The organism is Bradyrhizobium sp. USDA 4452 (assembly GCF_054063575.1).
The window spans coordinates 5,213,406-5,235,114 of the sequence record NZ_JBSSGK010000001.1; the positions used below are offsets into that span (position 1 = coordinate 5,213,406).

Genomic DNA, 21,709 nt, shown 5'->3' on the forward strand with positions numbered 1-21,709 from the left:
AATTCCCGAGCCGGGCAGGCCGACCGTAGCTCTCGTACCATGCGGGCCAATGGTAATGTGGGCTCCTCTAGGCCCGAGTGAGACGCTGGCGCCGCTGCCGCTCAAATTTAACCGAACGCCTGGGATGATCTTGAAGCTCTGGCGAAACCGAAATCCCATGTGCCACCAAAAATAAAATCAAGCAAAAGTAGTAAGGATGTCTTTTATCGCGTATTCGGACCGTTGCTCAAGTCGTGATGCGAGGATGCCAGCCCGTAAAGTTACGGGGCGGCATTCAAAGCGCAGAGGCGCTAACGATACCTTTATCAAGCAAATCGTGTGTCAGACCGGCCACGGCGGGAAGCTGGTACGACAGGTAGTCCGCGGCGAACGTCACGATGTATTCCGAACTCGGCAGAGCTCGCTGGATCCGCGCTTGCCATGGTTCGACGATCAATGGGCGTCCGGCTGCCGCAATGTAGCTGAACCTTGACGCCGCTTAGCAGCGTGGGCTTCGGAGGCGCGTCTCATGACGATCGGACGGGACTTGCTCACGAGACCGGATACCGCGCTCGCGCAAATCCCGTCGCCTCGTGCCCCAGTGGCACCGCGAAAGATGAAGCGGCGGTTCGAGCAGCAATCACTTTGCCGTGGTCCAACGAACAGACTGAAGGTCAGACCACGAACCTTAAGCTCGTTGGGCTCAAATGTATGGCCGCGCGGAAATCGATCTTCTTCAAGCAAGATTGATCGGCGCAGAATGATCGGAGCTGCACCAAAGTTGCGTCAGAGCCTTTAATTCCAGGCCGAAACACAGCAATTGGCCGCCAGAGTTATATCATTCCGGTATGCCAGCCGCGCGCATAGAACCGCTCGCGTGTCGCAGGCCATCGCCTAGCTGGCCGGTTCTACCGATCTGCCGACAGCGATTCCGCCGAACAGGCGCAGAGATTGCTGGCCTTGATGTCGTCAGCGGAGTGGATCTTTCCCCACGATGGGGAGAAGGCAGCTGTGGCCGCGCTGTCCGGCGACATCCTCATAAGCGCGAACAATAAAGGCGTTGTAGACGGAGTCTGCCCTTGTGCGACCTCGGATAACGTTTGCCATCTCCGGCTGTTGGCGGACATAAGTCGTTCAGCCGCTCAATGACGGGGCGGACGCCTAGTCGACGGCATGGATGTGCCAAAGTGTAGCTATTTGGCTCCGCCTAAAGGAGGCGACCGTGTTGCAGGTTATTCGGTCTGCATATCGCCAAGCGCAAATGCGAGAGAATCAGCGGCGGCTGCACGAGGCGATCGTTGGTCATTGTCTAACCTCGCGGCGCACAGTCGGCGGGTCTGGCGCCTACCATTTAGAGGTAGTCAAGCAGAGGCGCGGCTCGGTCTTCCGAGACCCGTTCCGGAGGTGTATGGTTCGATTGCTACTTTGAGCTGCTATATGCTGATTGTGCATGCCGTCGATTTTGTGGAGATGACGTGAGCTAGGGTCTGCTTGCTTGGGGAGGACTGTTGTGCTGCAACGTCTAGAGCGTCAGATCAACCGTAGCCGAGAACTTTCCTGGTACGAATATCTACTCGTGCTCTTGCAGATGGGGGCATCGATCGAGCATGCCCTCATGGTGCAATATTTGTACGCGGCCTATTCGCTGCGCGACGATGTCGAGCAGGCGCGGCGCTGGCGCGAGACTCTGTTGCTGATCGCGCGCGAGGAAATGGGACATCTGCTGACGGTGCAGAACATCCTCGCGCTGCTTGGCGGCCCCATCAACATCGACCGCGAGGACTACCCCTTTGATACGCCGTTCCAGGCCTTTCCGTTCCAGCTCGAGCGCCTGACCCGCGGCTCCCTGGCCTGCTATTGCTATGCAGAAATGCCGGTGGGTCTGGAAAAGGACCGCAAGCGCGCTGCAGAGTACGCTGCAATTCGCGAGGACGCGGAGAAGCATATCAACCAGCAAGGAGAGAACTTCGGGGCCGAAGTCAAACACGTCGGGGAGCTTTACCACCAGATCGTCAGCATTCTCGGCGATCCCGAGAAGATCCCGGACCACTGCTTTGTCGACGCCGCCTTCGGCCAGATGAGTTGGGATGACTGGGGGCGCAGCTACCGCGGCGATCCTGCACCTAAGACGACAACTGTAGAGGTCGCCGCGCAAACAGGCTCCCAACGGGCTAACCTGTTCATCAGCAAAGTCACGACCCGAGAGCAGGCCATCCTCGCTCTAGCAGGGCTTTCCGAGCAGGGCGAAGGCCTCGTTGCGGTCGAACAATTGATGGGAGGCAACAATATTCTGCGAGCGGTCCGCGCCGATATTCAAAAGATAGAACCTGAAGACAGCCATTACGGGCGCTTCCACGCGATGTACAGGGAGCTTAGCAACTACAAGGATGCGAGTGAGTTCAGTTGGAACGTTCCACTCAGCCCGTCGAGCGACTATTCCGAGAAACGCCGTTCGGCGCAGGGTACAACTGGAAGCAGGACTAAGATCGAGAGCAGGCGGTCGCGCCGGTTAGCGGGGCTTTTCAATGTTCGATATCGTATGCTGCTGACCTGGCTGCTGCATGCGCTCACGCTGACCAGACGGCATCCTCCGCCGGCAACGGCGCATCTGCGCGGTCAAATTATCCACCGCGTGTTCGGCGAGATGTACAACATAAAGGCGATTGCCGAAATTCTCGTCAAGTCGCCGTTGAGAGATGATCAAGATCTGGGGGATCTGCAAGATCCGAAAAGTCCGCGCGCCGGACCGCCATTCGAGATGCCGTTCCGCCTGACGCTTCCGCCGAACGAGCGCGATACCTGGCGGATTCACAGAGAGGCGATCGCTACATCGCTAGAGCTTTGCAAGAAGCTGCTCGGCGACAAGAGCCATGCATGTGCTGTGGAGACCAGACCAGTAGCGAGAAACTACCTCGCGGCGTTGATGAAAGCCGACAGGGGCGCGCTTGAATGGATCAATACCGTTTTTGAAGGTCTCCGCTAGACTGGGGGGCTGGTGCGATGACGATCAACAGAATTGCGATCCTGCCGCCTCTAGCCTTTGCGCGTTTTGGCTCGCACCCGGAACCGGTCGACAATTACAGGCTTGAACTGCCGAAGACGGATGATGACCCTCTTGGGTATCGCCGCATCGTACCCGAGCCGACTTTCCAGGTTTCGGCGAACGGTGAGATCACGGCGGAGAATACGCCGGAGACGATCATTTTCAAGCAGGGCGGCAAGGTCCGCCCGGTGGCACCATTCTTCGAACTGTGGGGCGAGCTTGATGACGGCCGTTTCGTCCACCTCGATCAAGACATGCTGAGGAAAGCTACGCTGGAATGGCGCATCGAGGTGGAAAATCGCAAGGTGTTCCGGCGCACCAACAATGAACGGGATAAAGTCAAGGCAGAAACCAAGTGGTTTTCAGACCATGCGGCTCAGAAGCTTGAGGGCATGTGCGACAACTTTGTCGCCGGCGCTTCGATAGAACTCGGCGAGGTGCAGTACATCAAGCCCAACAGGAAGTATCCTCACATCCGCTTGCGCTTCACGCCGGCGGCCGGACGCATCTACGGCCCCGAGCAGCCCGCGGATGACCATCTGGACGAAGAGTTTCTGGCTGCGCGCGTTTACAAAGACCCGGGCCAGAACGCCAAGCCGAAGTCCAACTCCAAGTCCTGGGTGCGTTGGGAGCATGAACGCCAGAAGGAGAAAGAACACGATATCGATACCGTGCCCCCCGATCTGTTCGCGATCATTCCGCCTGCGCCGCCATGGCTCAAACAGGAGAAGGCCAAGAGTCGCGGCTATTTCGATGATGCCTGCGACGGGTTCGTACGCGCGAAACTCACGGTATCCGGCAAGACTTTACGTGCAAAGGCGCGTATCGGCGTTGCGCCGCCGCATTATGCGCCCGACACGTTGTTTGTTCGCAATCTTCTTGACGATCTCGAGCAGGCGCGCGAAGGCGTCGAGATCGACGGCGATTCGCGCGAGCGCGCTTTGGAGATCGTGCGGCGGGCGTTCGAAACCGTCCGCTTCATGAACGTCGCCGTCATGAACGGAAATCCGTTCAGAGGCCGCGATGGCATCGATCTCGATACCATGCCGGCCGAAGAGGCGTTCGCCAATCAACGCCCGCTGCGGCCGGTGTTTTCGCCACCGGCGGCGGACACGCGCGCCATCATGGCATTGCATCAACGCGTCTTCGCGGCAGTAACGAGCGGGAGCGCTGCCTGGTTCGCAAAGCTGCTTCGGCAGCCCGAAGAGGTCGCCGATCTGACCGACGACGGACGGCGCAAGATGCCCGCGCTCATGTGTGGTGCCGACAGTAATTATCTCGCTTTGACGCGCCGACAGATCAAGGCGATCGAAAAGATCGGGCCGCCAAACATGGTCCCGCCCGCCTCGAAGGAGGCCAAGCAGGAGCCTGGTTCGCCTCCAAAGCAAGAGCCGGCTGCACCACCGCCGTTGCAAACAATCGATGCGGAAAAGCTTGTCCAGTTGCGCCCGGTGAACAAGAGCGCAGAACTGCTGTACAAGGCGGCGGGCAATCCAATCAGTTCACACCCGATCACGGCCATTGCTAACTGCTGTCCGGGCCTCGAGTTCGATTTTCGTGCGGTCTGGCGCCGGCTGTTTGTTGGAATCACGCTGGTCGAGCACGACAACTTGGTCGTCGACACCGAGCAACAGTTTCGGCAATTGCGAGGACGTCGGCTGCTCAAGATCGATGGTCACAAAGTGGTCGTCAAGGTCAAGGGACCAAAGACATCGAACCCGATTGGCTCCGCCGTCGAAACCAACGAGGACAACCCGCAGGGCGTGATGTGCATGGAGTGGTCGAACAGTCTTGCGCGTATTCTGACCAAGGCGGGTGGGAGAGTTACCTGTATTTTTAGTGACGAGAAGTGGGGCCCACGCACTGCTCTTCGCAAATATCCCGAAGATGATTCCGATGACTCCGAGGATCCCGAATATCGGATGAAGACAATTGAGCAGGAATTGGAGATCCGCAACTTCTTTGAAGCCGGTTCGGCGGTGGTCTCGGAAAGGCTGGCGGAAGCAGGCGAACTGACTCAGGGCTTGTGCTCGCCCTGGCAGAACGATTTTCGCGAGTGCTCCTGCTACTACTGGGCCTCCAGCCGGCCCGATTATGTCAATGTCACCATCGGGCCGGACGGGACGAGCCGCGGCGACAATTGGCTGCAGAAGGAACGCACCGGCGACTACCTTCCGGACGATTACCAGGACTCGCGGCTCATCATGTACGACGACCTGTTCAGGGAATGGGAGCGCATCCTCAAATTCCAGGTGGGGGGACGGGACTACAAGCCCGATGAGGAATCCGAGCGCGCCGACGCTGAATTCCCGAAGAAAAAGTGATCAGCATGGGCGTGGACGGATTTGCAATGCCCTCAGCCGCCGCGATGCGTTTCATGGCCGCCGGCGCGCCACGCTCGCCGGACATCCATCTGCTTGAAAGCGAGGCCGGCCATCATCTGTTCGTGGCTAACGGCAGCCGGCTGTTCAACATCGAGCCGGACCTGTTCGCTCGCCTCGGCGCCGCGATCGCGACCGATCGGGTGAGCGAGGCTTTGTCCAGTATCGGCATCGGCGAACCGCCGTTGATCGACGATGGGCCGAGTTCCGCGCCGCCGATTCATGCGCTTTCGCTGGCGATCGCACAGAAGTGCAATCTCGGCTGCACCTATTGTTACGCCCAGCGAGGCGAGTTCGGCGGGGCCGCCAAGAACATGGAACTCGGCGAGGCACTTCGCGCGGTGAACTTGCTGGTGGGAAGCGCCCAACCGGGGGCCCGCCTCAATTTAGCATTTCTCGGCGGAGAACCGCTGGTCAATCGCAAAGTGTTGCGGGCCGCCACACAGCACGCCGTGGAATTGGCAGACAGCCGCGAGGCAAAGATCACCTTCTCGATCACCACTAACGGTACGTTGCTGAGCGAGGACGACGGGCGCTTCTTCGAGGAGCATGGCTTTGGGGTCACCATCAGCATCGATGGTCCCCGCGAAGCCCATGACGCCTTGCGCCCGTTCAAGGGCGGCGGCGGCAGTTATGACGCGGTGATGAAACGCGTCGCGCCGCTGCTGAAGATGCAGCAAAGGATGCAGGTTTCCGCGCGGGTGACCGTGACGCCCCGCAACCTTTCCCTGCGCCGGACGCTCGACACGTTTATTGCCGCCGGTTTTCACAGCGTCGGCTTTTCCCCTGTGCTCAGCGCGCCCAACGCCGAAGGCGAAATGCAGTCCGAGGATCTCGAACTCATGCTGGGGGAAATGATCGATTGCGGACGGGAGTTCGAGCGCGCTTCGCGCAGCGGCCAGCGCTATCCCTTCGCCAACATGGTCAATGCGATGCGGGAGATCCACCGCGGAACGCATCGCCCCTATCCCTGCGGCGCAGGCGCCGGCTACCTCGGCGTGTCCGCCGAAGGCGAGCTTTCGGCCTGCCACCGTTTTGTCGGAGACGAGATTGGCGCGATGGGCTCGCTCGACGATGGCGTTGACGTTTCTCGCCAGGCTGACTGGCTGGCAACGAGGCATGTCCACCGGCAGGAGCCCTGCAGATCCTGCTGGGCGCGCTATCTCTGCGGCGGGGGCTGCCATCACGAGGTCATCAGGCGCGGGCGTCCCGCCTGCGATTACATCCGCGCCTGGCTGCATTATTGCCTCGAGGCCTATCTCCGGCTGTCGTCCGACCCCGGAACGGCTAGGTTCGGCCTGATGGGAACGGCTCATGGCTGACGTGTGCGTCATCGGAGCGGGGCCGGCCGGTAGCACATTCGCTGCGCGAATGGCCCAACTCGGCCATCAGGTTCACCTGATCGAACGGAAGCTGTTCCCGCGCAGGCATCTGGGCGAGTCCTTGAGTCCGGGCGTAATGACGCTGCTCAGGGCGGCCGATATGCATGAGACGGTGGAGGCGGCGGGTTTCCCAACAGTGAGGGGTGTCTGGGTAAAATGGACCGACGGACAGAGATTCCGTGAGGATCCCAGAGAGGAACGCCTGCTGGTCGACCGCGGCGAGTTCGATCTGCGGTTACTGGAGCGCGCCCGGGCCTTGGGGGCGCGGGTTCATCAACCCGCGCATGTGCTCGAACAAGCTTGGGATGGTGCGAAATGGCGGCTGACCCTCCACGCCGACGGTACCTCCAGGCAACTAGCTGCCGACTTCGTGGCGAATGCCAGCGGACGGCACGCCGTTTCATCGCGTCGTCAAACCAAAGCTGGTGCGTCCACGCTGGCGGTGTATGGCTATTGGCGCGGCGTAAGCGCGCGGACCGCGCCGTCGATCGAGGCGGGCGAGGACGTTTGGTATTGGGGTGTTCCCTTGCCCGACGGAACCTATAATACGCTGGTGTTTGTCGATCCCGAAACGTTCAGGTCGGCTCGGGGCTCCAATCTGTCGGAGCGCTTTCTGGGGCTCATCGCTCGCTCCGGCCTGATGGCAGACTGTCGCGACGCCGAGCTGGTCGCCCCCGCGCGCGCCATCGACGCGACGCCCTATCTCAGCAACGACTGTGTGGCGCCAACGCGAATTCAATTAGGGGACGCGGCGCTGGCGATCGATCCGATTTCATCGAGTGGAGTTCAAAAGGCGATCCAGACCGCGCTTTCTGGCGCCATCGTCGCCAACACCCTGTTGGGCCGGCGCGAAATGACCAACGCCGCTCTCGACTTTTATGGCAGCCAGCTGAGCGATGCATCGGAACGCCACCGCCGCTGGGCCGCCGAGCACTATCGCGCGGTCGCGCATCAGTGCGACCGCCCGTTCTGGTGGCAACGTTCGGCCCCGTTCGATTCGAGGGAGTCCAAACCGCTTCCGGCATTCGACGCCAGCGCTTTGGCAATGACGCCCGTCGAATTGTCACCCGAACTGAAGTTTGTCCGCACGCCCTGTCTGCGGGGTAACTTTGTTAGCCTCGCGTCGGCCTTACATCATCCGCGCCTTGAAAATCCGGCGGTGTTTCTCGATGGCCAAGAACTTGCGCCGCTGCTGCAAGATCTACCGCCGGGCAAGACGCCCTTGCAGATTGCGCAATTCTGGTCGAACCGCATGCCGCTCAAATCCGGAATGGCGATCGCAGGCTGGCTCGTCAATCACGGCGTCTTGGTCGGACCGCCTAAGCAGGGCGGAACGCCGCCATGAGAGCTGCCTCCCTCTCGGAATGGCTCAAGTCACACGATCTCGACCTTTTCATTGAAGTCTTCGAGAAAAACGAGGTTGACCTCACGACCCTTCGGGTTCTAACCGACAGCGACCTCAAGGAGCTTGGCATCCCGTTCGGTCCACGCAAGCGAATCCTCCGTGTGCTGGGCGAGGAAAAGGCGCTCAACGAATGGGCCGCGCAGGCCGGGACGGGGACAGGTGAGCGACGCCAGTTGACGGTACTGTTCTGTGACATGGTCGAGTCCACCAAGCTTGCCTATAAGTTCGATCCCGAACGGCAGCAAATCATCCTTCACGCTTACGAAGAGGCGTGCACGACCTGCGTAAATCGTTACGAGGGCTACGTCTTTAGGACACTAGGCGATGGCGTCGTCGCTTTTTTCGGATTTCCATTGGCGCACGAATCGGAGGCTGAACGCGCCATCCGCGCTGGGTTGGATATCGTCAAGGCCATCGCACGGCTGAATATCAAAGGCGTTGGGCGGCTGCAGGTTCGCATCGGAATCGCTTCAGGCATAATTGTCGTCGCGTCCGGCGAACGGAATGCGTTCGGCGAAACCATGAACTTGGCTTCCCGCCTTCAGACGGTCGCCAAACCGGGCTCCGTCGTGGTGAGCGAAAGCGTGCGGCGGTTGGCGGGCGGGGAGTTCGAATATGAGGATCTAGGGAAGAAGGATCTGAAGGGCGTCAGCGGCCCTACAAAGATTTATCACGTACTGGGCTTGAGTGAGGCCGAGAGCCGCTTTGAAGCAGCAACCAAACGCGGGCTCACACCCATTGTTGGGCGTGATACGGAGCTGTCGATATTGATAGATATGTGGCGGCAGGTGAAAGAGGCGGGTTCGGGGCGGGCGATCCTGCTGCGCGGAGAAGCCGGTATTGGCAAGAGCCGAATGGTCAGTGCGCTACGCGAAAGCCTCCAAAAGGAGCCAGTCCAAACTCGGCTGTTTCAATGCTCGCCATTCTTCATCAATAGCGCTTTCTATCCTGTCCGTTCATCTTTCGAACGGGGGCTCCTTCCGATTCGCGACGAGGGTGCGCAGATCCAATTGGGTCAGCTCGAGGCGCGGCTCGTCAACCGACTGGGTCTCGCCCGCGACGACATGCGCTTTGTCGCAGCGTTGCTCTCGATTCCGTTCCAGGAACGATACGGGGGGATTCTCGTGTCCCCCAAGCTCGCCAAGGAAGAGACGATGCGCGTCTTGATTGAGATCGTCCAGGCTGAGGCGCGCGCGGGACCTATCCTTATTCTGTTCGAGGACGCTCACTGGGCTGACCCGACGACGCTCGATCTGCTTGGACGCTTTATCGATGTGCTGGCCGACATTCCGACCTTGCTCGTCGTCACGGCGCGCCCTGAATTTAGACCGTCATGGACGGATCACTCTGCCGTAACCGCGATAGGTTTGGCCAAGTTCACCCCGGCGCAGAGCAGTTCGCTCGTCGCGAATGTCTTAGGGCGGAAGACGCTGCCGCCGGGCCTTGCTGCTCAGATTGTTGCCAAGGCCGACGGCGTTCCCCTGTTCGTTGAAGAGCTGACGAAAACCATCATGGAGTCCGGCGACCTGATCCTCGACGGCGATCGGTACGCCTATGCTGGATCGTCGGCCAACGTCTCGATCCCCGAGACCCTACGCGACTCGCTGATGGCGCGCCTCGATCGGGTAGCGGTAAGCAAGGAAATCGCCCAGGTGGGTTCGATCATCGGCCGCGAGTTCAGTTATGAACTACTTGCCGGACTAGAGCTGATGAGCAAGGAGGCCCTGAGCGATGGACTACGACACTTAACCTCGTCTGGGCTGGCGACGTGCCACGGGAAGATCCCCCACGCGGTGTATACATTGTCGCACGCCCTTGTTCAGGATGCCGCCTATGAATCTCTCCTGAAAAGTCGACGTCGGCAGCTTCACGGTGCTGTCGCCCATCTCCTCGAGGAACGCTGGCCGGCGACGCGCGACTCCGCCCCGGAATTGCTCGCCTTTCATCACACCGCGGCGGAGTGTTATCGGATAGCCGCGCCGCTGTGGCTGCGGGCGGGCGAAGCCGCGATCGGGCGATTTGCCTTGCCCGAAGCAGTCACCCACTTGCGGGCTGGCATGGTGGCGGTATCGATGCTTCAGCCGTCAAAAGCGCGCGACCGCATGGAAATGGCGCTGAGAACCGCGCTCGGGCCAACGATCGTGGCGCAGCGAGGTTGGGGACAGGCGGAGGTTAGCGATATTCTTGAACCAGCATGGAGGCTCGCGCAGTCGCTCAAGCACACGACGGCCTACTTGCCGATATCGAACGCGCTGTCGGTGCACTATATGTGCATCGACCAGCTGACGGAATCCCTTCGCTGGGCTGACAGACTATTGAAGGCCGGGGCAGAGCTCGGCGACGACGGCTTGGAAATCGTCGGACATCGCGCCACTTCGGCCTGCCGTTACTGGCTCGGCGAATTCGAAGCGGCACGCCGCTCTGGCGATGAAGTGCACAGACTTTACGACCCGGAGCGGCATTGGGGTCTGGTGGCGCTCACCAACACCGACCCGTTCACCGGCGAAGGCATTTATCGCGCGCAGTTCCTCTGGATGATGGGTTATCCCGACCAGGCGCTTGCGGCGAACCAGCTTACTGAGGCCAACGCCCGGCGCCGGGGCCATCCGTTCGACCTTGCCTTTGCGCTCACGCTCGGCGCCCAATTGTTCGATTATCTCTACGATTCCGATGCGCTGCTGCAACGTACCGAGGAAGCCGAGCGCATCGGTAAGGAGCGCGGCATCGCGTTGCTTGGCGAAATCATGGCCGAGATCAGCCGCGGCGTGGCGTGGCTGCGCGCCGGGCGTTTGAACGAGGCCTTGAGGCAGCTGGATCGCGGTATCGAGCGTTTGGTTCAAACGGGGCATCGCATCTGGATCTGGTATCTCAGGGCTTTGCGCGCGGAGGCGCTGGCGCTAACCGGAGACATCGAGGGCGCCTGGAGCCTCATCGAGGAGAGTGTTGTTCGAACCGAAGCCGGCGAGGAGCGGTCGCACTATGCCGAAGTGCTGCGCCTGAGGGGCTGGATATTGATCTTGCGAAGCGAGCCTGAACAAGCTGCGGCGACCTTGCGCAAGTCCTTGATGTTCGCCCGTGAACAACGCGCGAAATCCTGGGAGCTTCGCGCCGCGACCACACTCGCCCGCCTTTTGGCAAGCCAAGGCGATCAGGCTGAAGCGCTTGCGCTGCTGGGGCCCGTCTATGAATGGTTTACCGAAGGGCGTGACACCAGAGATTTGAGAGAAGCTGCCCAACTTCTGGCCGAACTTCGCGGCGCCCGCGCCCACGAGACGATCCCGAACGATTTAAAAGCCTGAACCTACCAAGGAGTATCACGATGTCTAAGAAGCATGACGCGGAGGAAGCGGCAATCAGGGCGCTCGATGCCGAATGGAGCAAAGCGGCAACCGCAAAGAATATCGATCATGTAATGAAGTTCTACGCAACCGACGGTTCGCTGGTTTGGCCGGATCAGCCGCCCGCCAAAGGACACGCAGCCATCCGCGCTAGTTGGGAAACAATCTACAAGGCAGCGCCTGACATGTATCTGGATTTCAAGCCCACACACATCGAGATCGCGAGTGGAGGCGAGATGGCTTCTGACTTCGGCGTGGTGCATTTCGCACCGCATGCCAAACCTGATGATCGCAAGAACACCGCAAAGTATCTTGTGGTCTGGAAGCGCGAACACGGCGCCTGGAAAGTGCTTTACGATAGCTGGAACTGGAACGTGCCGGAAAAAGACCGCAAATGATCGATCCTGAGCGCGGGATCAATGAGGCGCGACAGTCGCCGCGGCAGCCGCAAATCAATCCGATCGATCGTCGCCGCGCTCACAGTTACCAGCATCGCACGCTCCGTGCTCGTCGGCTTCAGCCGACACGCCGCTCGAGTGCAGGCAACAGCATTGGGACATCGATACGACGCGCTTGCCGCAAATGCGATCGTAGGCTTCCCACAGTGCGATCAGCGCGTCCCGTACGCTGGGTATTGGCGCCGCCGGCCTGTCGCTGGTCCGGTTGCGTCAGTCGGCCCCTCATCCAATGGCAGGCTTGGCCGATCCTTCCGGCAACCGACAATGCTGGCACCGCGTGCTTGCGCTGCCAACCTGTCGTTGCGGTCAACTCATCAAGGATCCGTCCCTTCTCAACTCGTCCACGGTGTTGCCTCTACACCGCAGCCAACGCCTCGCGCCCATGCTGATCCCGCGCGCCATTAGCGGCAACCGACCGATTCGGTGACGCCGCCCCAGTCATCTACGGAACTGTTCGGTAGCATTTTCGATGAGGCAATGCTGGGCAATTCTGTGTCGGGCACCGATCCACACCGTGAACCGCGGAAAGAGCGATACTTCCCTGACAAGAGCGGGTCGGGTAGTTTGCGCCTGCTGCGGCCACGCGGGATGGCGCGGGTTCCTTGTCTTTGCCCGTCTTGACGTGGGATGTGACTTCGAATGTAACATGAGCCTTCCCCGGCTTCAGCGGCTTGACATCTCATATCCAAGCTATCGGCTCTTGCAAAGCGGCTGATGTTGCCGGTGAGCAAAGATACGCTTCTTTGGGTCGTTCGACGCCGTAGGCGTCCTCCAACTGACTGACCCGATCAGGGTTATCAGCATTGACGGCTGGGCCTGGCGGCGCAGTCACGCGATACGCCAGCATCATCTGCAACCTGGAAGGTGCCGGGGATCACCCTGCGTCCGAATTCTGAACCCGCAACAGCTCAAGCCTGGCTCTCTGCTCATCCCACGATCCCGGTCGTCGCCCGCGATCGTGGCGGAGGATGCTCGAATTAGACGGCGTCAACATTGGCAAATCCTCGCTGGCCCCAATCTGGAGCGTATCAGATCGATTTAATCGCAGCTCGGCTGTGAAGTAACTCACACTAGGGCGATCCTGTCAGGAATACCCTCAAGAAGGCATCCACTCACAGAACGAGGAGTGTTGGCCATGACAGGGAGTAGCGCACAAGACGCCGATCGCATTCAGGCGATCGGCGATTCCGGCAACAATAGAATCCAGGCGAGCGCATCCGACGTCGTCCCCGATGGGGGCAATATCGATAGGGCAATCCCATCGACCCCTCAGATCCTCCTGGCGGTCGCCGTCCTCGTGCTCGTGACCGTTGTCGCGTTCGTCGCGGTCTTCGTCGTCGGTGAACTTTTTGTTGCGAGCCGTCAGACCTACTGGATGATCGAACTGATTTTCGCGCTGCTGTGTGGAGGCGCCGGTGCCTTGGTCGGCGGGTCGGCGGTTGTCCGTTCGACTTTGAGAATTCCGGGAACTCCGGTGCATGCGACATTGGGCGGGGCGATTGCGATGATTATCGTTGGGTTTGCCCTAGCCTATCTCGGCCAGCCGCCTGAGGAAGCGCCGATGTATGCGCTGGACATTCACAACGTGCCGGATCGCCAGACGATCGGCAACGACGAGTATCGAGTGTTCGTCGGCGCGGCGAATTCGGACCTCACGTTCAGTCGGGATCCGGACAACGTCTCGCTCAAAGTCCCACCCCGCGTCGGCACGCATCGGCTTTTGATCGCCGTCTACCGGCCGGTCGGTAAGGACTTGTCCCGCACCTTCGCCCGATGCGAGCTTAGCTTCGAGATCATCGCGGGCCAGCGCGACGTGTCTACGCCAATGGATCTCGTGTCGGGGGGAAGCAACCCGCAATTCCACCTCTATTTTTCGCAGCAGTACATCCAACAAGCTGTTACCGCCGCGCTGCAGAGCAATGACTTAACCGCCGACGAATCGTGCATAGAAGGACGCGTGGCGACTAAGTCAAACAAGACGCCCCTCGACGGACACTTCACCCTCCAGACCAACAGCGTCGGCAGCAGGGCGCTGAGCTTTGTTCTGTTGAGCCCGCTGCCGCGCTATTCGGTCTTGGCGCGCGACCGCTCGAACCTCGACCCACAGGACACCCAGCCGGACCTGCCGCCGCACGCTCGGTCAGTGCCGAGACTTGCGAGGGTATCATCGTCGGCCGACTCATCAGAACCGCCAAGGCAAAATACGTCAGCCTCGACGCAGATCAGGGAAACGAGCGGACCCGCGCCGAAAACGACTGTGTCATCCGCGGCGCCCACCAACGAGGAGCCACGTACTCTGCCTGATCTAAGCTCAACATCCACTCCGGGTCCGACTGCTTCTCCAATCGCACCTTTGCAGCCGAAGACCACTCCCGCAGCAGGCAGCGAATCGCTCACCGATCAGGTGGATGCCTATGTGCGCGGCGAAGACCGCGACCGCACCGAGCTCTACCAATCGTGGGGGAAGGTCGCCGACTACGTCGTCCAGGGTCTGCGGAACGTGGGATCAATCGTTGAAGTCCGATCGCCTCTTCAAAACCCGAGACATTCCGGGCTTCCGGTCCGACGATTATCGGATCATCGTCGAGTCCCTGTGCAGCTCGGATGAGGACGTCCGGCGTGCTGCGCAGCGACTGTTAAAGCTCTATCCTTCGAACCACTTCTATCCGACACTTCAGTCATTGCCGAAGCTGCCCGGCTTCGACCACTGCCGGATGGGGTTCATTGCCGAGACGGCCGCCTACTATTTCTACAATCGGATCGTAGAGTATGATGGGACCTTTGCCTTGGACAAGGGGAGCCGGGCGTGGATCAGCGAGAACTACGCCGATGGCATCGACTGGGCCGGCCGCGGCGAGGCGCTGGACGGCCCACTGCCCCTCTTTACCGCAATGCTTGATTATGCCCGCGGCTTGGTACTGCTCGACCACGGCGAGAGGAAGGAGGCGCTCACCTCCTTCAATCTAATGATTGAGTCGATCCGCACCTCTGGCAGGATCTATCCCTCGAACCCGCAGCAGATCGCGACCGCACTCCGGCTTACCCAGGATCCGGGCCACAACGCCAAGACGCTGCAAGCCGCGTTGTCAATGATTCCCCCGGACCGACGCCCGGTAGCAAAGACCTATGTCGTCACCGAAGGCATTCTGCCCCTCTTCGCTTTGCCAGACGCTTCGACCAAGCCAGTTGGCAAGATGAAGTCCGATGTGGTCGCCAACGTGTATTTACGGCTCAATAACTGGGACCTCGTGGAAGGGGAAGGTCAGATCGGCTGGGCACGGCGCTTGCTTGCGAGCGCCGTGCGCTAAGCAAATGATTGCGTTCGAGCAGCATGGATCTAGGGCGACGATGATAAAGCCTGGCGGCGCAGATCTCCTTGGCGGCGGCACCTGACGTGCTCGGGCTTGCCCGGCTCGCGGGACCCCACGGGAATACCGACCGCGTAGGTGACGGCATGGTGCGCGATCTGGATGTCGCGCCGGTAGATCTCCGCTCTGAGATATTTCAGCTCCTCTCGAGATCGTTGTCGTCGACGTACTTAGCGGGCGCGGATGTTCGTCGAATCCGTCAGACTACCTATAGCTGCGGCTTTGAGCTCGTGCCGGAGTTCGAAGGCGAGCTTTCGACGAGCTATCGCTGAAAGTTGGTGACGGCGGGAATCGGAAAGGCGGCATATCGTGGGGGTGCTTGAAGCCTCCACTTCTCCACCGAAGGAGCGATATGCCGTGTCCAAAGATAACATCATCAAGCTGATTCAGCCAGGAAACGTCGACGATCAACTCACCGAAATCTTGCGCAATGGGGCGCGTGCTCTGTTGGCCCAGGCGGTCGAGGCCGAGGTCGCGGACTTTCTCGGCAAGCATGCCGATTTGAAGACCGCGGACGGCCACCAACGCGTCGTGCGCCACGGTCATCTGCCGGAACGTGAGGTGATGACCGGTATCGGTCCGGTCGCGGTCCGCCAGCCGCGTGTACGCGATCGCGAGGCGGACGCTACCGACCCCGACCGCATCCGGTTCTCTCCGTCGATCCTGCCGCCCTACATGCGCCGCTCGAAATCGATCGAGACGCTGCTGCCGATCCTTTACCTGAAGGGGATCTCCACCGGCGACTTCTCCGAGGCTCTGGCGGCGCTGCTCGGCAAGGATGCTGCCGGGTTGTCGGCATCGGCCATCGGCCGTCTGAAGGACGGTTGGCTCGACGAACACACCGCGTGGCAGAGGCGCGATCTGTCGGCCAAGCGCTACGTCTACATCTGGGCCGATGGCATCCATCTCCAAGCACGCCTCGAAGACGAAAAGCAGTGCATCCTGGTGCTGATCGGCGCGACGCCGGAAGGCCGCAAGGAACTGGTCGGCTTTACCGATGGCACCCGCGAGAGCGCGCACGACTGGCGCGATCTGCTGCTCGACCTTAAGCGGCGCGGGCTCGACGTGCCACCGCGGCTCGCCATCGCCGATGGCGCGCTCGGGTTCTGGAAGGCCGCCGGTGAGGTCTGGCCGAAAACGCGCGAGCAGCGCTGCTGGGTGCACAAGACCGCGAATGTGCTCGCCAAGTTGCCGAAGAGCCAGCAGCCGAAGGCCAAACGCGCGTTGCAGGAGATCTGGATGGCCGAAACCAAGGCCGCCGCCGAGCTGGCGTTCGACGCCTTCATCGAGAGCTACACGCCCAAATACGAGAAGGCGGCCGACTGCCTGAGCAAGGATCGGGACACCCTGCTGGCGTTCTACGACTTCCCGGCCGAGCACTGGAAACACCTGCGGACGACCAATCCCATTGAAAGCACCTTCGCTACCGTGCGCCACCGCACGATCCGATCGAACGGTTGCCTGTCCAACAGGACGGCGCTCGCGATGGTCTTCAAACTGCTTGAGGCCGCGCAGAAAAGCTGGCGTCGTCTCGATGGCCACAACCAGTTGCCAAAACTCGTTCTCGGTGTGACATTCAACGATGGGATCGAGGTCATCGCCAAACCGACTGACCGTCAGCCCACAACCGCCGCCGCCTGACCGGCCAGGCCGTCACCAAAATTTAGCGATAGCTCCTTTCGACCCAGGTGCGATGTGTCGTGCGACGTGCCCACTCCAAAGAGCCAGACTCGATTTGCCTACACCGGGGGAATCCCGCGCAAGACCTTGAGGACAGCGTGGCAGTCGAGGGCGGATAACGTACAGAATCTTTCGCTCTTTCAGGACTGACGGCTTCTTCTAGAATGAAGGAGCTTTGAATGAACGATGGGAATGCCATGGATCAGGTGATCCAGATTGATGAGGCCCGGATTCGGGATCATCTGGGCGAGATTGTGCGCGGGACGGTGGAAGAGACGCTGAACGCCATGCTGGAGGCCGAAGCGGACCAGTTGTGCGGTGCTGGGCGTTATGAGCGCTGCCAGGCCCGGCAGGACACGCGGGCAGGCAGCTACGAGCGAACGCTGCACACCAAGGCGGGTGACGTCAATCTGAAGGTCCCGAAGCTGCGGCGGCAAACCTTCGAGACGGCGATTATCGAGCGCTACCGGCGGCGGGAGAGCTCGGTAGAGGAAGCGCTGATCGAGATGTATCTGGCCGGAATTTCGGTTCGCCGGGTTGAAGATATCACCGAGGCGCTGTGGGGCACTCGGGTCAGCCCGAGCACAGGGGCGAACCTGAACAAGAAAATCTATGCCAAGATCGAGGCGTGGCGCAATCGCAGGATTGAAGGCGAGCATCCGTATCTCTACCTCGATGGCATCGTGATGAAGCGCAGCTGGGCCGGTGAGGTTCGCAACGTGTCGCTGCTGGGGTCTCGGCGGTCAATGCCGAGGGGTTCCGGGAGATCCTTGGCATCTGTGAAGGCGCCAAGGAGGACAAGTCCGGCTGGTCATCGGTCACGATGGGCTTGCCGCGAAGGTGCAGGAGATGCTTGGTCTCGACAGTCGTGCGTCAGAAGGTCCGCGACGAGCTGTTGAACCATCTCCGCCTCACGTCGTTCGCTCCGCATCCGGACATCACCGATGGCGAGATCAAGGGACAGCAGACGGCGGACCTCAGAATCGGAGCGGCAGGCTTCCAGGTCAAGGGCGTCCTGTACGATCCCAAGGGGCGGCCTCGCATTCTGACGCTCGGATCGGCGGACGAGTGGACCCCGACAGGTGGTACGCCCGGCCATCCCTTCCAAATCTACGTCAATCCGTTCAAAATCGTGGCGGTCCGCAATCCCTCAACGTGAACGTAAGCGTCGATAGCGGACCGGACGATCCGCAATATGCCACCCTGAAGGGGCGAATGGTGCGACACGTTGTTCATCAAGGGCGGGTATACGATCATCACTCGATCGCGTTACCGCCGACACATCGGCGATTTCGTCTTTCACTGTCACATCCTCGATCGCGAGGATCGGGGAATGATGCAGAACGTTCGGGGGCCGATTCCGGACGGAGCAGGTGGCGTCGCCAACGGGCGTCATTGAAGCGGTCAGCCCGGTCCGTCAATCATGCAGGCCGCATGAGTGAAGGAGCTGCAATGACTGAGCAGAACGGGCCGACATCTCCGGGCTCTCACTTGCGGCTTTTGAGCTGCCGATGTGGCCGGTCGAGCAGCGGTGCGCTCCTGGCAGCTGTTCAACACCGCACTCGATTTCGTATTCTATGATGTGCCGCTCCTGTGCGCCGCTGGTTCCGAAGGGCGCTGCGATGCAGGTTGTCGGCAAAGGACAGCTCTCGCTGTGCGCCGATTTGGACGCGTTCAGCGACCGCGACGACTGCGCGCATGTCCAGGAATGCCGGTGGGTGGACAAATTCCTGGGATCATCTAATCGGGAAGCACGCGACGTCGACGTCGCGACGATCACCTCGGCGATTGCCTTCCATTCGTACCACGTCGATCATGATTTGATCGACGGGTCGGATCGCCACTGCGCGCTTTTTGAGCTTTTTTCCTGGAGTTCTTCCGTACATGTCGACAATTATCCCCCATGACGCATGCCTTCCGTGGCAGCAGGAGTCGATCTGGCTGAGCGTCGTTTCCGACGCTTTTGTCGCTGGCGCCTTCTTTACGACCGCCTTTGTGCTTGCATTCTTCGTGTGGCGGCGGCGGCGTCAAGTGATGTTCGGGGGTGTGCTCTTGGCATTCGCTATCTTCGCCGCACTCTGCGGACTGGCCCGCCTGCTTTCGATCCTCACAATGTGGGCGCCGGCTTACGAAATTGAAACCGTTACCAAGGTCTTGCTTGCGCCGGTCTCGCTTGCAATCATGCTGGCGCTGCTGCTGATGCTGCCGCGGATTTTGGTACTGCCGACGCGTATCCAACTAACTGAAGCCTATGCGGCGCTTGAGGAGGAGGCGAAGCAGCGCCGCAAGGCCGAGGCCATGGTGAAGCGCTTTCAGGAGATCGAGGCCCACGAGGCCCAGATCCGGCAAGCGCAGAAGATGGAGGCTATCGGCCAGCTCACCGGCGGCGTCGCGCACGACTTCAACAACATCCTGACCGTAATCACCGGAACAATCGAAATTCTCGGCGATGCAGTCAAAGATCGCCCACATCTCGCCCGGATTGCCGATCTGATCAACTCTGCAGCCGCAAGGGGAGCCGACCTGACCAAGCATTTGTTGGCCTTCAGCCGCCGGCAACCACTGCAGCCACGCTCGACCGACGTCAACGAGCTGGTGGTCGATGCTGCGCGTCTGCTGCGTCCAACGCTGGGCGAAGACATCGAAATCGAATCGATGCTGGCGCACGATCTCGCACCGGCCCTGATCGATCCCAGCCAGCTCTCGACGGCGATCCTCAACCTCGCCCTGAATGCGCGCGACGCCATGCCCGCCGGCGGCAAGCTGACGTTGGAAACCAGGAATGCTGTGCTCGACGAGAATTATGCGCGCCTCAATGCAGAGGTCAGACCGGGTCAATATGTCATGATTGCCGTGAGCGACACGGGAGTCGGAATGCCCGGCAACATACTCGACAAGGTGTTTGAGCCGTTCTTCACGACCAAGGACGCGGGGAAGGGATCCGGGCTAGGCTTGAGCATGGTCTACGGCTTCGTCAAGCAGTCGGATGGCCATATCAAGATTTATAGCGAACAGGGCTACGGCACGTCTGTGAAGCTCTATCTGCCGCAGGCCGCGGGGCCCCCGCAGGCGCCGGCCGTTGATGCCGGCGTGTCGGGAAGCGAAGGAGGCGACGAATCCATCCTGCTGGTCGAGGACGACGTGCTGGTCCGCGAATATGTCGTGACGCAGATCAGCCGATTCGGCTATCACACGCTGGCCGCCCGCGATGCCGCCGAGGCGCTGGCCATCATTGACCGGGGCGAACGCATTGATCTCCTGTTCACCGACGTGATGCTCTCGGGAGGGATGAACGGCCGTCAGTTGGCGACCGAAGCGCTCAAGCGGCGCCCCGCGCTCAAGGTACTCTACACCTCCGGTTATACCGAGAACGCGCTCGTCCATCATGGCCGGCTCGACCCCGGCGTGCTGCTCTTGCCGAAGCCTTACGTCAGCGCCGATCTCGCGCGGATGCTCAGGATCGCGCTGACGTCGTGAGCAGGTAGGGCAGGTCGCATGTCCAAGGCGGTTTTGAATGGGCAAATACAGCGCGACGTAACCGACATGTGAGACTTTCAATTACCCACATTTGACGTCGGATTTGAGCGAGGCGCCGCGGACGAAATCTTGAATCGGTAGAATCTGTTGTGATTCCTTGCTGAGCACCTGATTCGGAAGCGCGGGGTGCTCGATGGGCTTGGTGAAGGAACGCGCGGGGGCGCGTGCTCAGCGATTGACGACTGGTATCGAGACGTGGGTTGATCGGGAAGTTGCGGGATGCGAGTTTAAGGATGAGCGGCTTGGTCGCCGGTTCTGCAAATTGCTCGCACAAATCGGGAGCGACATGGGTCAAAGCATCCCGCTGGTTTGTCAGGATTGGGCCAACACGAAGGCCGCCTATCGCTTCCTCTCCAACGAACGGGTCAACGAGGCGGATATTCTTTGCGGTCATTTCGAGGCGACGCGCGGGCGCGTAGCGGCGACGGAGGGACCGCTCCTCGTCCTCCATGACACGACGGAATTCAGCTTCAAGCGCGAGAAGCCGGACCTGATCGGCTTTACGGGCAAGACGGCAGGACGCACACAGTGCGGCATCCTGATGCATTCGAGTCTCGCCGTAACGACCGAGGGGCTTCCGCTCGGACTGTCGGCAATCAAGTTCTGGACCCGCAAGAAGTTCAAGGGGACGACGGCGCTGAAGCGAAAGATCAATCCGACACGAGTGCCGATCGAGCAGAAGGAGAGCATCCGCTGGCTCGAGAATTTACGGTAATCGACCGACCTTCTCGCTGCCCCTGAACGATGCGTTCATATTGGTGATCGCGAGAGTGACATCTATGAGCTGTTTTGCCTGGCCGAGGAGGTTGGAACGCATTTTTTGGTGCGAACCTGTGTTGATCGGCTTGCCGGGGACGGCAATCATACAATTGCCGACGAAATGGACGAGGTTACGATCAAGGGTCTGCATCGGATCAAGGTCAAGGACGACAAAGGCGATCCCGACGACGCCGTTCTTGAGATCAGGTACCGCAAGATACGCGTCCTGCCGCCGATCGGCAAACAGACGAAATATCCCGCACTCACTCTGACCGTGATCCATGCTCTAGAGCGGGGAAGGCCGAAGCGGCGAAGAAAATCGAGTGGAAGCTCCTCACCGATCTCCCGGTCCGATCGCGCAAGGACGCCATCAAGAAGA

Annotated in this window: 16 protein-coding genes and 2 pseudogenes; 16 read left to right on the forward strand and 2 right to left on the reverse strand. The window is 60.4% G+C overall.

Annotated elements, in window-relative coordinates; translation table 11 throughout:
- Positions 1 to 3 precede the first annotated feature (3 nt).
- Positions 4 to 159: pseudogene (locus ACVISU_RS24920) on the reverse strand (DUF4236 domain-containing protein); the annotation flags it as partial.
- Positions 160 to 304: 145 nt separating this feature from the next.
- Between ACVISU_RS24920 and ACVISU_RS24925 the strand changes: the two are divergent.
- The 16 genes and pseudogenes from ACVISU_RS24925 to ACVISU_RS25000 form a co-directional block, all read left to right on the forward strand.
- Positions 305 to 743, forward strand: a pseudogene (locus ACVISU_RS24925) (ISL3 family transposase); the annotation flags it as partial.
- A 746-nt stretch (positions 744 to 1,489) separates the two neighbouring features.
- The gene (locus ACVISU_RS24930) at positions 1,490 to 2,962 is read left to right on the forward strand and encodes a ferritin-like domain-containing protein (RefSeq protein WP_456708655.1); all 1,473 of its coding nucleotides are present in this window, start codon (positions 1,490 to 1,492) and stop codon (positions 2,960 to 2,962) included.
- A gap of 17 nt (positions 2,963 to 2,979) precedes the next feature.
- Positions 2,980 to 5,346 carry a hypothetical protein gene (locus ACVISU_RS24935; RefSeq protein ID WP_456708656.1) on the forward strand — a complete coding sequence of 789 codons (2,367 nt, stop codon included), beginning with the start codon at positions 2,980 to 2,982 and terminating at the stop codon, positions 5,344 to 5,346.
- 26 nt (positions 5,347 to 5,372) lie between these two features.
- Positions 5,373 to 6,725: a radical SAM protein gene (locus tag ACVISU_RS24940; RefSeq protein ID WP_456708657.1), complete on the forward strand. Its 1,353-nt coding sequence runs from the start codon at positions 5,373 to 5,375 to the stop codon at positions 6,723 to 6,725.
- A complete protein-coding gene (gene qhpG, locus ACVISU_RS24945; RefSeq protein ID WP_456708658.1) occupies positions 6,718 to 8,130 on the forward strand; it encodes a flavin-dependent monooxygenase QhpG in 1,413 nt (470 codons plus the stop codon). The genes ACVISU_RS24940 and qhpG overlap by 8 nt, the downstream gene beginning before the upstream one ends.
- Complete coding sequence (locus ACVISU_RS24950; protein ID WP_456708659.1) at positions 8,127 to 11,489, forward strand: AAA family ATPase; 3,363 nt, start codon at positions 8,127 to 8,129, stop codon at positions 11,487 to 11,489. Before qhpG ends, ACVISU_RS24950 begins: the two co-directional genes overlap by 4 nt.
- A gap of 20 nt (positions 11,490 to 11,509) precedes the next feature.
- Positions 11,510 to 11,926: a YybH family protein gene (locus ACVISU_RS24955; protein ID WP_456708660.1), complete on the forward strand. Its 417-nt coding sequence runs from the start codon at positions 11,510 to 11,512 to the stop codon at positions 11,924 to 11,926.
- Positions 11,927 to 13,121: 1,195 nt separating this feature from the next.
- Entirely contained in the window at positions 13,122 to 14,594 is a 1,473-nt protein-coding gene (locus ACVISU_RS24960) for a hypothetical protein (RefSeq protein ID WP_456708661.1), read from the forward strand.
- The gene (locus ACVISU_RS24965) at positions 14,500 to 15,294 is read left to right on the forward strand and encodes a hypothetical protein (RefSeq protein WP_456708662.1); all 795 of its coding nucleotides are present in this window, start codon (positions 14,500 to 14,502) and stop codon (positions 15,292 to 15,294) included. The genes ACVISU_RS24960 and ACVISU_RS24965 overlap by 95 nt, the downstream gene beginning before the upstream one ends.
- 417 nt (positions 15,295 to 15,711) lie before the next feature.
- Positions 15,712 to 16,995 carry an IS256 family transposase gene (locus tag ACVISU_RS24970; RefSeq protein ID WP_456708663.1) on the forward strand — a complete coding sequence of 428 codons (1,284 nt, stop codon included), beginning with the start codon at positions 15,712 to 15,714 and terminating at the stop codon, positions 16,993 to 16,995.
- Positions 16,996 to 17,213: 218 nt separating this feature from the next.
- Positions 17,214 to 17,933 (forward strand): transposase, encoded by a 720-nt coding sequence (locus ACVISU_RS24975; RefSeq protein ID WP_456708664.1) that lies wholly within the window; start codon positions 17,214 to 17,216, stop codon positions 17,931 to 17,933.
- Complete coding sequence (locus tag ACVISU_RS24980) at positions 17,930 to 18,193, forward strand: hypothetical protein (protein ID WP_456708665.1); 264 nt, start codon at positions 17,930 to 17,932, stop codon at positions 18,191 to 18,193. The genes ACVISU_RS24975 and ACVISU_RS24980 overlap by 4 nt, the downstream gene beginning before the upstream one ends.
- 69 nt (positions 18,194 to 18,262) lie before the next feature.
- Positions 18,263 to 18,433 carry a multicopper oxidase domain-containing protein gene (locus ACVISU_RS24985; RefSeq protein WP_456708666.1) on the forward strand — a complete coding sequence of 57 codons (171 nt, stop codon included), beginning with the start codon at positions 18,263 to 18,265 and terminating at the stop codon, positions 18,431 to 18,433.
- Between the two features lie 223 nt (positions 18,434 to 18,656).
- Positions 18,657 to 18,941, forward strand: coding sequence for a hypothetical protein (locus ACVISU_RS24990; RefSeq protein WP_456708667.1), 285 nt, complete (start codon positions 18,657 to 18,659; stop codon positions 18,939 to 18,941).
- A complete protein-coding gene (locus tag ACVISU_RS24995) occupies positions 18,919 to 20,511 on the forward strand; it encodes an ATP-binding protein (RefSeq protein WP_456708668.1) in 1,593 nt (530 codons plus the stop codon). Before ACVISU_RS24990 ends, ACVISU_RS24995 begins: the two co-directional genes overlap by 23 nt.
- Before the next feature lie 193 nt (positions 20,512 to 20,704).
- The gene (locus ACVISU_RS25000; RefSeq protein ID WP_456708669.1) at positions 20,705 to 21,286 is read left to right on the forward strand and encodes an IS4/Tn5 family transposase DNA-binding protein; all 582 of its coding nucleotides are present in this window, start codon (positions 20,705 to 20,707) and stop codon (positions 21,284 to 21,286) included.
- Here ACVISU_RS25000 and ACVISU_RS25005 read toward each other — a convergent pair.
- Positions 21,278 to 21,613, reverse strand: coding sequence for a hypothetical protein (locus tag ACVISU_RS25005; protein ID WP_456708670.1), 336 nt, complete (start codon positions 21,611 to 21,613; stop codon positions 21,278 to 21,280). The two genes, ACVISU_RS25000 and ACVISU_RS25005, sit on opposite strands and share 9 nt — an antisense overlap.
- Between the last annotated feature and the right edge of the window lie 96 nt (positions 21,614 to 21,709).

Bases quoted from the DNA above. Each gene is read 5' to 3' on its own strand.
- ACVISU_RS24950 (WP_456708659.1), top strand. From the start codon at position 8,127: ATGAGAGCTGCCTCCCTCTCGGAATGGCTCAAGTCACACGATCTCGAC.
- ACVISU_RS24960 (WP_456708661.1), top strand. From the start codon at position 13,122: ATGACAGGGAGTAGCGCACAAGACGCCGATCGCATTCAGGCGATCGGC.
- ACVISU_RS25005 (WP_456708670.1), bottom strand. From the start codon at position 21,613: ATGGATCACGGTCAGAGTGAGTGCGGGATATTTCGTCTGTTTGCCGAT.
- ACVISU_RS24935 (WP_456708656.1), top strand. From the start codon at position 2,980: ATGACGATCAACAGAATTGCGATCCTGCCGCCTCTAGCCTTTGCGCGT.
- ACVISU_RS24975 (WP_456708664.1), top strand. From the start codon at position 17,214: ATGAACGATGGGAATGCCATGGATCAGGTGATCCAGATTGATGAGGCC.
- ACVISU_RS24940 (WP_456708657.1), top strand. From the start codon at position 5,373: ATGCCCTCAGCCGCCGCGATGCGTTTCATGGCCGCCGGCGCGCCACGC.
- ACVISU_RS24995 (WP_456708668.1), top strand. From the start codon at position 18,919: ATGTCGACAATTATCCCCCATGACGCATGCCTTCCGTGGCAGCAGGAG.
- ACVISU_RS24955 (WP_456708660.1), top strand. From the start codon at position 11,510: ATGTCTAAGAAGCATGACGCGGAGGAAGCGGCAATCAGGGCGCTCGAT.
- ACVISU_RS24990 (WP_456708667.1), top strand. From the start codon at position 18,657: ATGCAGGTTGTCGGCAAAGGACAGCTCTCGCTGTGCGCCGATTTGGAC.
- ACVISU_RS25000 (WP_456708669.1), top strand. From the start codon at position 20,705: ATGGGCTTGGTGAAGGAACGCGCGGGGGCGCGTGCTCAGCGATTGACG.
- qhpG (WP_456708658.1), top strand. From the start codon at position 6,718: ATGGCTGACGTGTGCGTCATCGGAGCGGGGCCGGCCGGTAGCACATTC.